This window comes from Catellatospora tritici, from assembly GCF_019083965.1.
Lineage (GTDB): Bacteria > Actinomycetota > Actinomycetes > Mycobacteriales > Micromonosporaceae > Catellatospora > Catellatospora tritici.
The window spans coordinates 1-13,337 of record NZ_JAHRCY010000033.1 but is presented as its reverse complement, the minus strand read 5'-3'; the positions used below and the strand labels follow the sequence as shown (position 1 = coordinate 13,337).

At 69.1% G+C, this 13,337-nt stretch carries 12 protein-coding genes and 2 tRNA genes; 3 read left to right on the top strand and 11 right to left on the bottom strand.

Annotated features, from left to right (window positions below; genetic code table 11):
• Positions 1-285: 285 nt before the first annotated feature.
• Positions 286-1,245, top strand: coding sequence for a hypothetical protein (locus KUA19_RS39015; protein WP_217404503.1), 960 nt, complete (start codon positions 286-288; stop codon positions 1,243-1,245).
• 233 nt (positions 1,246-1,478) lie between these two features.
• Here the strand turns inward: KUA19_RS39015 and KUA19_RS39010 are convergent.
• From KUA19_RS39010 to KUA19_RS38995, 4 genes are all read right to left on the bottom strand, one after another.
• Positions 1,479-1,552, bottom strand: a tRNA-Ile gene (locus tag KUA19_RS39010).
• Between the two features lie 90 nt (positions 1,553-1,642).
• A complete protein-coding gene (locus KUA19_RS39005) occupies positions 1,643-1,825 on the bottom strand; it encodes a hypothetical protein (protein ID WP_217404501.1) in 183 nt (60 codons plus the stop codon).
• 208 nt (positions 1,826-2,033) lie between these two features.
• Positions 2,034-3,500 (bottom strand): hypothetical protein, encoded by a 1,467-nt coding sequence (locus tag KUA19_RS39000; protein WP_217404499.1) that lies wholly within the window; start codon positions 3,498-3,500, stop codon positions 2,034-2,036.
• Positions 3,501-3,684: 184 nt separating this feature from the next.
• A tRNA-Asn gene (locus KUA19_RS38995) sits at positions 3,685-3,757 on the bottom strand.
• A gap of 168 nt (positions 3,758-3,925) precedes the next feature.
• On the opposite strand from KUA19_RS38995, the gene KUA19_RS38990 reads away from it, so the two are divergent.
• Positions 3,926-4,132: a hypothetical protein gene (locus tag KUA19_RS38990; protein WP_217404497.1), complete on the top strand. Its 207-nt coding sequence runs from the start codon at positions 3,926-3,928 to the stop codon at positions 4,130-4,132.
• A gap of 80 nt (positions 4,133-4,212) precedes the next feature.
• On the opposite strand, the gene KUA19_RS38985 is transcribed toward KUA19_RS38990, so the two are convergent.
• From KUA19_RS38985 to KUA19_RS38955, 7 genes are all read right to left on the bottom strand, one after another.
• Entirely contained in the window at positions 4,213-5,106 is an 894-nt protein-coding gene (locus KUA19_RS38985; protein ID WP_217404495.1) for an IolE/MocC family protein, read from the bottom strand.
• 168 nt (positions 5,107-5,274) lie between these two features.
• Positions 5,275-6,096 carry an ABC transporter permease gene (locus KUA19_RS38980; protein WP_217404493.1) on the bottom strand — a complete coding sequence of 274 codons (822 nt, stop codon included), beginning with the start codon at positions 6,094-6,096 and terminating at the stop codon, positions 5,275-5,277.
• An 11-nt stretch (positions 6,097-6,107) separates the two neighbouring features.
• Positions 6,108-6,863: an ABC transporter permease gene (locus KUA19_RS38975; RefSeq protein WP_217404491.1), complete on the bottom strand. Its 756-nt coding sequence runs from the start codon at positions 6,861-6,863 to the stop codon at positions 6,108-6,110.
• A complete protein-coding gene (locus tag KUA19_RS38970; RefSeq protein ID WP_217404613.1) occupies positions 6,863-7,777 on the bottom strand; it encodes an ABC transporter ATP-binding protein in 915 nt (304 codons plus the stop codon). The genes KUA19_RS38975 and KUA19_RS38970 overlap by 1 nt, the downstream gene beginning before the upstream one ends.
• Before the next feature lie 78 nt (positions 7,778-7,855).
• A complete protein-coding gene (locus tag KUA19_RS38965; protein ID WP_217404490.1) occupies positions 7,856-8,365 on the bottom strand; it encodes a hypothetical protein in 510 nt (169 codons plus the stop codon).
• Positions 8,365-10,212 (bottom strand): DNA primase, encoded by a 1,848-nt coding sequence (gene dnaG / locus KUA19_RS38960; protein ID WP_217404488.1) that lies wholly within the window; start codon positions 10,210-10,212, stop codon positions 8,365-8,367. The genes KUA19_RS38965 and dnaG overlap by 1 nt, the downstream gene beginning before the upstream one ends.
• Before the next feature lie 79 nt (positions 10,213-10,291).
• Positions 10,292-11,509 carry a deoxyguanosinetriphosphate triphosphohydrolase gene (locus KUA19_RS38955; protein WP_217404486.1) on the bottom strand — a complete coding sequence of 406 codons (1,218 nt, stop codon included), beginning with the start codon at positions 11,507-11,509 and terminating at the stop codon, positions 10,292-10,294.
• A gap of 317 nt (positions 11,510-11,826) precedes the next feature.
• Between KUA19_RS38955 and KUA19_RS38950 the strand changes: the two genes are divergently transcribed.
• Entirely contained in the window at positions 11,827-13,224 is a 1,398-nt protein-coding gene (locus KUA19_RS38950) for a carbohydrate-binding protein (protein WP_217404484.1), read from the top strand.
• Positions 13,225-13,337 lie beyond the last annotated feature (113 nt).

Here is a 13,337-nt window from a genome sequence, read left to right as displayed (position 1 = left end):
TTTGGCGACGATTGCGCTGCGGTGCTGCGATCTTCGCCCCGTGCGGGCGACGGAGTCTCCGGTTGGGCGCGGCCAGATCGATGGCGAGCGAGGCGGTTGGCGGCGAAGGCCACCTGATCGGGCCGTGGCCCGGCTGGCCGACTGCGTCACCTCGCCGCCCGCTGGGCGGCGAGACGATTGGGACGCCCTCGGCGTCGACTACCGGCCACTTGACCGCTGGAAGACAGCCCAAAAAGATCGTGCTAGCGCCCGATCCCCTTGGGCCGAACCGCTGTGATCTTCTATGTGGCGACTTTCAAGAAAGGCATAGCGGTGAAGAAGTGGCTGCTCGCGACCGTGGCGGTAATGGTGTTGATGCCCGCCAACACCGCACTGGCGAACGATGATGCGCCAATCCTCGGGACCTGGACCTGGGGCGAGGGTTCGGACGCTCGCCAGATCAAGGTGACCAGCGCGGGTGGCGGTTCCTATGTCGGCACCTATCTGGGCGGCGTAGACGATTGCGGCAACTCGCTCGGCGGGTTCGTGAACTGGCGGATGGCCGGTTCCGGCAAGAATTACTCAGGCTCGACGGAGTGGCTGCAGACCAGCCCCGAGTGCAAGTCCATCGGCCCAGGCACAGCGACCTTGACGCTGGATAGCGACATCACCGGGACCCTGTGCGTCACCAGCCCCAATCGCGAGGTGGTGGACCAGTGCATTCCCATCGTCAAAATCGACACTCCACCGCCCCCGAAGCCGTCCAGTGACCTGTGGAAATGGCTCCTCGCCCTGCTCGCCGCGCTGCTGGCCGGTGCCGGAGCAGCCTGGTACAAACGCTGGTTCAAGTTCAAGTTCTGGTGGAACAGAGCTCACACGTCCGTCCGCGGTGAACTTGGCAAAACCCTCGACAGCGCCCTGCAGAACAGCGGTGGAGTGCAGACCGCCGGCTCCGTGCCGGGTGCCACTGTTCCACTGCAAGTCGCAGGTAAGGCGGCCGGGACGTTGAGCACCGCGAAGACCATGGGTGACATCGCGGGCGGCTCACCGACGTTCCTTGAGAACTCTGGCCAATCGAGCCTTAGCAGCGCCGGTTCGGAGTACATGCTCTCCGGGGATCAGACCCGATTCGAGCTCATCGACAAGATCGCGTCTTCGGGCAACGAGGGCGCCGTCGTCAAGGCCCACAATCTGCTGCACGCCAAGGGAAACGCGGCGGTCACGGTGGCCGACCTGCAGTCGATCATTGCGGAGTTCGGATTGTAGAAGACGAGACAAGATCGTGTGCGGCCCAACGGGGAAGACCGCACAAGACGCTCTTCGACGAGTGCCGCTGATGGGCGCCTGGCGCACCTGCACTGGGCGCCCCAGAAACAACCGAAGGATCTTCACGCCTCTCATGGCCACGCAACGGCCACGCGGAGTGATCCAAAATCGGTGGCGATCCCGGAAGACCACGCACCTTGAACGAACTTGCAGGTCAAGCGCGTGTGCTTTTGTGGGGCGGGCGGGACTCGAACCCGCGACCGAGGGATTATGAGTCCCCTGCTCTAACCTGCTGAGCTACCGCCCCGAGCCGACCACGGTCGGCGGGCCCTAGCGTAACCGTTCGGGCCCGCTGTTTTCATACCCGATCACCGTGCACAGCGGCAACGCACCCGCCCTACCGGGACAGCACATATGCCCGCCGGGTCAGCTTGCCGATCATCGCGTACCCGTGCCACCGGCAGTCGCCGAGCTTCATCTCGTACACCGCCTCGCCATACCGTGCGACGTACTCGTCCCGAAAACGCCGCAGTCGCGCCGCCTGCAGCAGCTTGCGCCCCGGCCCGCCGCGACGTTCCATGGCGCGCTCGCCCCATTCGGTCCCGATCTCGATGCGCTCGTCGACCCGCAGCCCGGCCGTCGCGATCGCCGCCTCGGTGGTGCCGGGTCGGCGCTGGCGTCCACCACTGGTGTTTTCGGGCAGCAGTTCCGACCCCCGGCGCCCAGGATCCGGACACGCCGGTGGGCCTGACGCGTACCAGGCCCACCGGGACAGATCGAGACAGAGTTCAGGGCTTCGGGCGGACGATCACCCGTTCCGCCGAGTCGTCGCAGCGGGTGGTGACGCCGGCGTTGCGGGTGTCACCGCTGTAGCTGGCCCGCCAGCGGTAGGTGCCCGCCTTCGCAGGCCGGAAGTCCGTGGACCGGTAGCCGCTGTTTCCCTTGACCTGGACGGTCGATGTGAAGACCGGCTTCGTCGTGCAGGTGCTGTCGTTGGGCCCGTAGAGGCTGAACTTGATGGTGCCGGTGGGGTTGACGGCGCCGGAAAGGGTCGCCCGGTCGTAGACGCGGCTGCCGACCTGCGTGTTTCCCGAAGCATCCGTGACCAGTTTCGGGGTCGTCACCGGGCTCACGATCACGCGCTCGCCGAGCGCGTTGCAGAGGCTCGCGACGGGCTCGTTGTCCACGTCCCCGCTGTAGGCAGCGGTCCACCGGTAGGTTCCGGCCTTGGTCGGCTGAAACTCGCCGGAGGGGTATGCGGCGTTGCCGTCGACCGTTGCGGACGCCGTGAACACCGCTGCCTTCGCACAGGTCGCGTCGTTCGGCCCGTAGAGGTGGAACGTGATCGTCCCGGTGGGCTGAGCGCCACCAGCCAGAGTCGCGACATCGCTGATCTTGCCGCCCAGGGCCACGTTGGGGGAGGCGGCCGTGGTCAGGGACACGCCCCGCGTGCTGACCACAACGTCCTCGCCCGGGTCATGGCATCCGGTGTGGACCGGGAGGTTGTTCTCGTCGGGGAGGGTGTCGGCGACCCACCGGTAGGTCCCGGCGACGGTCGGCGTGAAACTCGCCGAGTCGAACGACCCGTTCTCGCCGGTCAGCGACTTCACCGAGCTGAACACGGCCGGGCCGTGGCAGTCCGGATCCGCCGGTCCGAACAGGTAGAACTCGATCGACCCGTAGGGCATGTAGGCGCCGGACAGCGTCGCGGTGTCGTGGATCGAGCCGCCGAGCACGATGTCGTCCGACGCGACCGTGCTGAGCGTCGGCTGCACGGGCACTACCGAGGTGGTCTCGTGGATGTCGTTACAGCTGGTCGAGACCGGTTCGTTGTGGTCGTCTCCGCTGTACTCGGCGGTCCACTGGAAGTAGCCGATGCCGGTCGGCGTATAGGTCCCGGAGTCGTACGTCCCGTTGCCGTCGACCTCCACGGTCGAGGTGAAGAGCTGGAAGGAGCACATCTCGTCTTCGGCGAAGAACAGGCGGAACGTGATCGTGCCGGTCGGGTTCTCGACCCCGCCGGCCAGCGTCGCCCGGTCCTTGAGAGCGCTGCCCACCGGGAGGTTCGACGGCGCCGTGGTGGTCAGCGTCGCCTGGGACGCGGTACGCAGTTCGGTGGTGAGACCCGCTTCGGTGACGCGGCTGGACTGCGGGAAGGTCGCCCCCGGGGCCAGCACGGTCGCGAGCCCGAGGCTCACCAGTGCGGCACGCGCTACCGGCAGGATCTTCCGGTTTGAACGGGCTGTGGTCGTCATGCGTCTACCTCCGGTACGGGTGACGGTGTGCCAGAAAAACACCCGAGACGGAGCTTATGTCCCAGTATCCGCATAAATATGACCAAATACGCAAACGCGTCATTTCTTCGCGTCAACCCACGCGACCGGAGGCGAAATGCCGGAGACCCCATGCCAACAGGCATGGGGTCTCCGGCTTTGCTTGCTCCCCCACTTGGACTCGAACCAAGAACCTGCCGGTTAACAGCCGGCTGCTCTGCCAATTGAGCTACAGGGGAATGTGCTCGACGCTGTGCTCCGGATCTCTCCTCAGCACCGCGCCTCGACAAGAGTACAGGACACCACCCCGGGTATGGCAAACGGGTAACCCCCGGCCCGTCCGGTGTCCTGGAGCGCACGTACCAGGCAGGATGGGACACAACACGCGATCGAGGACAGGAGCCACGATGAGCAAGCTTTGGTGGTTCGCCGCCGGTGCGGCGGTCGGGTACGTGTTCGGCACTCGTGCCGGTCGCGAGAAGTACGACGAGCTGGTCATCACCGCCCGGAAGGTGATGGACCACCCGACGGTCCAGGAGGCCGCGGGTGTGGTGCAGGCGCAGGCGGCGCGTTTCTACGACGAGGGCCTGCGCAAGCTCAACCAGCACGTCTAGCAAGATCATCCACGTTGCCGGGCAATCGGGCGTATGGCAGTACAAGATTCGCCCGATTGCCCGGCAACTCGTGTAGGCGGTCAGGCGGAGCGGCCGGCGCCGGGTAGGGGGCGGTCGGCGGCGCCGTCGAGCCCGACGACACCGAGCTCGTCCCGGGCGGCGTCGAGCTCCTCCACGTCGTCGACTTCCAGGTGGTCGCAGTCGGCGTGCGGTCCGCCGAGCACCGCGGCGAGCATGGTGCGAGCGAGTTCGGCCTGCTCAGGGTCGTCGTGGCGGCCGAGGCGGACCTTGACCACCGCCAGCCGGGCCCGGCGCAGCTGGTTGAGCGCCTGGGTGGCGCTCTCCGCGGAGTGCATGAGATGGGCCGGGCTGAGGCAGGCGCCGATGCGGGCCGGGTCGGCGCGGTCGAGCAGCGCCACGATGTCCTGCGAGCCGCCGACCAGGGTCTGCGGGGCGGCTTCGACGGCGACGCGGACCAGGCGGCCGGTGTGCCAGGCGACCTCGGTGAGCCCGGCGCTGAGGTCGCTGAACAGCCGGGCGGCGATCTCGCGGTGTGCGTCGGCGTGCTCGGTGCCGAACCGGGGCAGGGTGGTGGAGACGGAGCCGTGGTTGCTGTCCTCGGGCATCAGGTCCACCAGCACCCGGGCCAGGTCCAGGGTGTAGAGCCACCAGCTGCGCCAGGTGCCGTCGGCGGGGGTGGCCTCCGCTCCGGCGTCGAGGGTGACGACTTCGAGGGAGCGGCTGGCCAGTTCGCTGCGCAGCCGCCGCCGCAGCCCGATGGACGAGGCGAGGGTGGTGGCGAGGATGGGGCCGAGCCGGAGGCTGATGCTGAGCACATCGGCGAGCAGACGCTGGCGCTGCGGCACGACCGCGGCGTCCAGGCGCCGCAGGAGGCCGCGCACGTCCTTGACGTTCTCGACGGAGACGACCGTCGCCACGTGCACGGTCTGTCCGTCGGGGTGTCGTAGGCGCATCGGTCACCTCCGCACGGCGCGGTGTTGCCGAGAAAGTACTCGCCTGATCCACATCAGACAAATAGAGGGTAGCTAATGAGACGGTGAACTTGATCTCGCTCATCTTCTCATTCACGTCAAGAGGGCCGCTCCAGCACGGGCGGGAGCGGCCCTTTCACCCGGTCAGGGTCAGCGGCACAGCACCGAGGTCATCCGCCGTCCGGCCACCCACAGCCCGATGGTGAACATCACCAGCAGGTAGGCCACGTTCAGCAGCATCGACCAGGCGAACGTGCCGGTGGTGATGCCCCGGATCAGCTCGACCGCGTGGTACAGCGGGGTGAGCGCGATCAGCACCTCGACCGGCAGCGGGTAGTTCTGCACCGGCGAGAAGGTGCCCGAGAACAGGAACAGCGAGAACTGCCCGGCGTTGATCAGGTCGAAATCCTGCCAGCCGCGCACGAACGTGCTGACGGCCATGCCGACCCCGCCGAAGGCCAGCCCGATCAGCATCGTGGCCGGGAAGGCCAGCAGCGCCAGCGGCACCGTGGTCAGCCCGAGGATCACCATGAGGACCAGGAACGCGCCGGTGTACATCGAGCCGCGGGTGATGGCCCAGACCAGCTCGCCGAGCGCGATCTCCATCGGCCGCAGCGGGGTGGCCAGCATGCCGTCGTACGTCTTGGCGTACTTGAATTTGAAGAAGAAGTTGAAGGTCGTCTCCGACAGGGCGCCCGACATCGCCGCCACCGCCAGCATCGCCGGAGCGACGAAGGTGGCGTACGGCATGACCTGGCCGTTCTTCAGCGTCAGGTCACCGACCAGTGCGCCGACCCCGACGCCGATCGACAGCAGGTAGAGCACGGGCTCGAAGAAGCCCGACGCCAGCACCAGCCAGTAGGCGGGGCCGGAGCGCAGCGCCCCGACGTTGCGGTTGATGACCGAGAAGATCCGTGATGGCGAGACCAGACCTTCGCGGGCGGCCCGCGTCACGGCATACGTGGTGACCATGTGCTTACCCCTCAGTCCTTCAGCCGACGCCGGTACGACGCGTACGCCAGCAGGCTGCCGCCGGCCGCCCACAGCAGCAGGTAGCTCAGGTGTGCCCAGATCGGCCAGGGCGGCGCGACACCCAGCGTGGCCGACCGGCACAGCTCCACCGCGTGCCACAGCGGCGACGCGTACGCCAGCACCCGCAGCGCCTCGGGCAGCTGCGACACCGGGAAGAACACCCCGGCGAACAGCGTCGACGGGATGACCACGAACCGGAACAGCATCGCGAACCAGCTGTCGTTCTCGATCCGGGCCGAGAACGCGATGGTCGGCGCGGCCACGGCCACCGCCAGCAGCGCGCACACCAGCGGCGTGACCACCACCCAGGCCGAGTGGATCGCCCCGAACGCCGCACTGACCGCCAGGAACGCGATCGCGCCCAGCAGCACCCGGAACACGATGTAGAGCAGCCAGCCCGCGACCATGTCGGCGATGCGCACCGGCGTGGCCCGCATGGCGTGATAGCCGCGCACCCACTTGAAGTCGCCCAGCACGGAGAAGGTCGACTCGCCGACGGCCTGCTGGAACGCGGTCGAGGCGAGCACGCCCGGCACGATCCAGTCCAGGTAGCTCACCCCGTCGACGTCGTTGACGTAGCCGCCGACGCCGATGCCGATGCTGACCACGAACAGGATCGGCAGGATGAACGAGGAGAAGACCGACGCCTGCCACAGCCGCCGGTAGAGGGTCAGGTGCCGTTCCAGCACCGCGAACGTGCCGCCCATCAGTCGACCAGCGTCCGGCCGGTGAGGATGAGGAACACGTCCTCCAGCGTCGAGCGGCGCACCAGCACGCTGGACGGGGTGAAGCCGCGTCGGTGCACCTCGTTGACCGCGGCGTCGCCGTCGGCGCTGTACAGCAGCAGCCGGTCGGGCAGCGGGTCGAGCCGCTCGCCGATCCCGGCCAGCTTCTCCACGTATGACGCGGGGGTCTCCTCGCCGAAGCGCAGCTCGACGACCTCGCGGGTGGAGTGGGTCTCGATCAGGTGCCGGGGCGAGCCCTCGGCGACGATCTTCCCGCCGTCCATGACCACGAGCCGGTCGCACAGCTGCTCGGCCTCGTCCATGTAGTGCGTGGTCAGCACCAGGGTGACCCCGCGCTGTTTGAGCCGGAACAGCCGCTCCCAGAGCAGGTGCCGCGCCTGCGGGTCCAGGCCGGTGGTGGGCTCGTCGAGCAGCACCAGGTCGGGCTCGTTGATCATCGCGCGGGCGATGGACAGGCGCCGCTTCATGCCGCCCGACAGCGGCTCGACGGTGCTGGTCGCCTTCTCGGTCAGCTGCACGAACTCCAGCAGCTCGGCGGCGCGGCGACGGCCCTCGGCGCGCGGGATGCCGAAGTAGCGCGCATACGTGGTCAGGTTCTCGAAGACGGTGAGGTCGGGGTCGAGGTTGTCCGTCTGCGGGCACACGCCCAGCCGGGCGCGGATCTTCGAGCCCTCGCCCACCGGGTCCATGCCGAGGATGCGCAGCTCACCGCTGGTCGGGTGGGAGACGCAGCCGATCATGCGCATGGTCGACGACTTGCCCGCCCCGTTGGGGCCGAGGAAGCCGAACGCCTCCCCGGGCGCCACCTCCAGGTCGATGCCGTCGACGGCGGTGAACTCACCGAAGCGTTTCACCAGGTTGCGGGCGTAGATCATGGGTGGCCTGGCGGCTTGCTCTGTCACGTCGGCGACCCTATCGGCACCGGCCGACAAGTTCGCAACGGTTTTACCAGTTCATAGATCGTTGCGCGCCGCCGCGACGAGCTGGTCGGTGGCGGCGACCACCGCCGGGTTGTCCGGATCGGTGCCCTCGTCGTAGCGAACCGTCCAGGCCAGGCCGTCCTGGCCGGGCACCCGCCGGGCGAAGACCCACAGGCCGCCGCCGGGCACCTCGTGGTGCAGCGGGTAGCGCACCGAGTTGGTCACCCGCAGCTGCACCTGGTGCGGCAGGTGGTCGGGGTCGGTCAGCGGCAGCCGTACGGGCGGCGCGTCGGCGACGACCTCGTACCCCGCCCGCTCGGCGACGACCGTCGCCGGAGTGATCGCCAGGACCGTGCCGTCCCAGGCCGCCTTGTCGATACGGTGCCAGCCGACGCGCTCCCCGTCCCACCACAGGCCGAGGTTGGTGGCCACGACGGTTTCGTCGCCCGAGGGCGCCCACGCCAGCACCCGCTCGTCGCGCTCCAGCGCCGGGCGGCGCTCCACGGGCAGCACCCGTCGACCCTTGAACAGTGAAAACGCCATCACAGCCCTCCCGCGGCCTTCTCTTTCAGGGCCCGGGAATGCTGTTCCAGGGCGACGAGCTCGGTGAACCGGGCGCGGTAGGCGTCGGCCTCGGTGACCGGGTTGATCCGCTGCAGCTTCGACTTGACCTCGCCGATGCGCTGGTTGAGCATCGCCAGCTGCAGCCGGGCCAGCACCACGTGCAGGTACGCCGAGTCGGGCTCGCCGTCGTAGCGCACCGGCTCGACCGCCAGCTCCAGCACCAGCATCTGCGCGGCGAGATCGGGGCACGCGTCGCGGACGGCGTTGACCCAGCCCGGCCCGGCGACGCCCGCGCTGGCCCCGCCGGCGGCGGCGATCGCGGCACGGACGGCCTGGTACGGCGGATGCGCGTAGTGGGTCTCGTCGACCGCGTCGAAGACCGGCCCGGCCAGCACCGGATTCTGGATGGCGAGCTTGATCGCCTCACGCTCGACCACCAGGCGCGGGTTGTCGGGCGCGGGGGTCGCCGGGCGCGGCGCGGGGGCGGGGTTGTCGCTGGACGCGTTGCGGACCGCCGTACGCACCTGGTCGACGTCGACGCCGAGGTCGCCGGCGAGCTTCTGGGCATACCCGGTGAGCAGTGATCTGTCCTTGATCTTGGCGACCATCGGGGCGGTGGCGCGCAGCGCCGCGACCCGACCCTCCACCGTGTCCAGGTCGTAGCGGGCCAGGGTCGAGCGCAGCGCGAAGGAGATCAGCGGCTCGCGGCTGGCGACCAGGTCGCGCACGGCCAGCTCGCCCTTTGCCAGGCGCAGCTCGCACGGGTCCATGCTGTCGGGGCTGACCGCGATGAACGTCTGCCCGACGAACCGCTGGTCGTCGCCGAAGGCCCGCAGCGCCGCCTTCTGCCCGGCCGCGTCGCCGTCGAAGGTGAAGATGATCTCCCCGGCGAAGGTGTCGGTGTCCAGCAGCAGCCGTCGCAGCACCCCGATGTGGTCCGTGCCGAACGAGGTGCCGCAGGTCGCCACCGCGGTGGTCACGCCCGCGAGGTGGCAGGCCATGACATCGGTGTACCCCTCGACGATCACCGCCCGCCCCTGCCGGGCGATGTCCCGCTTGGCCAGGTCGATGCCGTAGAGCACGTGCGACTTCTTGTACAGCGGCGTCTCGGGGGTGTTCAGGTACTTCGGGCCGTCGTCGTCGTCGAACAGCTTGCGCGCGCCGAACCCGATCACGTCACCGGAGACGTCCCGGATCGGCCACAGCAGCCGCCGCCGGAACCGGTCCACCATGCTGCCCGAGCGCGCCGGGCGGGCCAGGCCCGCGGTCTCCAGCTCGGCGTTGCCGAAACCGCGCCCACGCAGGTGCTTGGTCAGCAGGTCCCAGTCGGCCGGGGCGAAGCCGCAGCCATACCGCTGCGCGGCGTCGCGGTCGAAGCCGCGCTGGGCCAGAAACTCCCGCGCCGCCCGCGCGCCCGGCGTGAGCAGCTGTTCGGCGTAGAACTCGGCGGCGGCGGCGTGCGCCGCGACCAGGCGCTGGCGCTGACCCTGCTGCGGACGCGCCACGGCCGGGCCGCCCTCGATCCGCCGCAGCTGGATGCCCGCACGGTCGGCCAGTCGCTCGACGGCCTCGATGAAGGTCAGGTGATCGATCTTCTGGACGAAGTTGATCACGTCGCCGCCCTCGCCGCAGCCGTGGCAGAACCACACGTTGCGGCCCTGGGACACGGTGAACGACGGGGTCTTCTCGTCGTGGAACGGGCACAGGCCCTTCAGGTTGCCGCCACCGGCGTTCTTGAGGGTGACCTGCTCACCGGCGACGTCCACGATCGAACTGCGCTCGCGTACCAGCGCGATGTCCTCGTCTCGAACGCGTCCCCCAGCCATGCGCTACATCCTGCCAGTCCCCGCCGACGCCTCGCACGACCGATCCCGCCCCGACGTGGCCCACCCCACCTCGGGAGGCTCAGGAGCCGATACTGGTCAGGCGGTGGTGCCAGGACTGGGCGGCGGGGTCGGTCAGGGAGGCGACCTGGTCGATGATGACGCGCCAGCGGGTCGCGTCGTCGGGAGCCTCGCGCCACAGCGGCGCGAACATCGGGTCGAGCTCGTCGGGTGCCCGCTCGGCCAGCACCGCGACCAGTTCGGTCAGGATCTCGCGCTGCCGCGTGTACCAGGGCTCCATGCCCCGACGGCGCATCACGTACCGCAGTGCGATGCCCTTGAGCAGGGCGCAGCGGATGCGGGCGGTACTGGGCACGATCAGGTCGGCGTCGTAGCGGCGCAGCGGGCCGTCGCCGTACTTCTCCCGGGTGGCGTCCAGCGCGGCGGCGACGAAACGGCCGGTCAGCGCGCTGGTGCAGGCCTTGAGCGCGATCTGCGCGCGGTACGACCCGTCGTAGCCCGCCAGCGGCGCCACCGCCGGATCAGCCAGCAGCTCGACCAGCGCCTCGGCCAGCGTGGCCGTCGACTCCGACGAATACACCTTCGCCACATCGGCGCAGAGTGCGGCCCGCTCGTCGGCGTCGGTCAACAGCGGCTGCAGCGAGATGAAGTTGGAGAAGAACCCGTCCTCCACGTCGTGCACCGAGTACGCGACGTCGTCTGACCAGTCCATGACCTGCGCCTCCAGGCAGCGCCGGTCGGCGTCGGGGGCACCCAGGCGGACCCAGTCGAAGACGGGGCGGTCGTCGGCGTACACGCCGAACTTGCGGGTGCCCTCGCGGCGCGGCCACGGATACTTGCAGGTCGCATCCAGTGAGGCCCGGGTCAGGTTCAGCCCGGCACCCTCCACCTTGGCCTCCAGCCGCGCCAGCACTCGCAGCGTCTGCGCGTTGCCCTCGAAGCCGCCCCAGGGCCGCGCCGCCTCGTCCAGCGCGTCCTCGCCGTTGTGCCCGAACGGCGGATGCCCCAGGTCATGGGCCAGCCCGGCCACGTCGACCACGTCGGGATCGCAGCCCAGGCGGGCGCCCATCTCGCGGGCGATCTGCGCCACCTCGATCGAGTGCGTCAACCGGGTACGCAGGAAGTCGCCGCTGCCCGCCGTATGCACCTGGGTTTTGGCGGCCAGGCGCCGGAATCCGGCCGAGTGCAGCACCCGCGCCCGGTCGCGCTCGTACGGGCTGCGCCCGGAACCGGTGTCCTTGCCGGGCTCGGGGGTGAACCGCTCGCTGGGATCAACCATCAACCAAGCGTACGCAGCCCCCGAGGCCCGTTCGCATAGGACGGACCAACCCCACCCGTCCGCTGGATGACCAAACGCCAGGCTGCAGTTTCGGGGAAAGTGCTGGAATCTTGGGCCGGATTCGTGCAGTTTCCCCGAAACTGCCGACCGAGCGCAACGCACCGCGAGCGCAACGCACCGCGAGCGCAACGCACCGCGAGCGTGACCGCGAGGTTGGCATTGACAGGCGTTGACTTATTTGTTGCGAGCGCGTTAAGTACTTCTCCAAGAGAGCGCTCTCACACCCGGCTGAACACTCCCCCGAGGAGAACCCCCTGATGAGTATGCGAATCTCCAGGCGCCGCTGGGCGGCCCTGTCGGCGGGCGCTGCCTGCCTGGTCGTCACCGCGCTCGGCGCGGTCAACGCACTGCCCGCTCAGGCCTCCCTGCCCGCCACCCCCTCCGGCTGGTCGCTGGTCTGGAGTGACGACTTCAACGGCGCCAACAACACGCTCCCCTCGTCGAGCAACTGGATCGTCGACACCGGCACGCAGTACCCGGGCGGCCCCGCCAACTGGGGCACCGGCGAGGTGCAGACGTACACCAACAGCACGTCCAACCTGCGTCAGGACGGGGCGGGCAACCTGCTCATCACTCCGATCAAGAGCGGTTCGAGCTGGACCTCCGGCCGGATCGAGTCGGTCCGGTCGGACTTCAAGCCCGCCGCCGGACGCATCCTGCGCATCGAGGGCCGCATCCAGATGCCCAACGTGACCGGTGCCAGCGCGGCCGGATACTGGCCCGCGTTCTGGGCGCTGGGCGCGCCGTACCGGGGCAACTACTGGAACTGGCCGGGCATCGGCGAGTTCGACATCATGGAGAACGTCAACGGGATCAATTCGGTCTGGGGCGTGCTGCACTGCGGCGTGAACCCGGGCGGCCCGTGCAACGAGACGACCGGCCTCGGCGCGAGCCGCGCCTGTCCGGGCAGCAGCTGCCAGTCGGCGTTCCACACGTACCGGTTCGAGTGGGACCGGACCAACGAGAGCGCCCAGCAGCTGCGCTGGTATGTGGACGGGACGCTGTTCCACACGGTCAACCAGAGCCAGGTCGGGTCGTACTGGTCGACGATGACCTCGCACGCGGGCTACTTCATCCTGCTGAACGTGGCCATGGGCGGGGCGTTCCCGAACGCGCTGGCCGGGGGCGCGACGCCGACCGGCAGCACGGTGTCGGGGCAGCCGATGCGGGTGGACTACATCGCGGTGTACACCAACTCCACCACGGTCCCGCCATCGTCGCCGCCGCCCGCGTCGCCGTCGTCGAGCCCGCCGCCGACCGGCAACCGCGACGCGTACGCCCAGATCCAGGCGGAGAGCCGCAACGCCCAGTCGGGCACCACCACCAGCGGCAGCTACGTCACCGCGATCGCCAACGGTGACTGGCTGCAGTTCGACGGGGTGAACTTCGGGTCGACCCGCCCGATCGACTTCGTGACCAGGGCCGCCTCGGGCGCGGCCGGGGGCGTGAGCGGCCTGGTCGAGGTGCGTATAGACAGCAGGTCCAACGCCCCGATCGGCAGCTTCGCCATCGCCAACACCGGCGGCTGGACGAGCTGGCAGAACATCCCGGCCAACGTCGGGGCGGTGACCGGCACGCACACGGTCTTCCTGACCTTCACCAGCGGCCAGCCCGCCGACTACGTCAACATCGACTGGTTCCAGTTCCGGCACTGATCCCACACGGTGTGGCGACGGTGGGCGCGGTCTTCTCGGCCGCGCCCACCGGACGCCGTGATCGTTCGAGTTGCCGGGCAATCGGGCGTATCAAGGACCCACATACGCCCGAT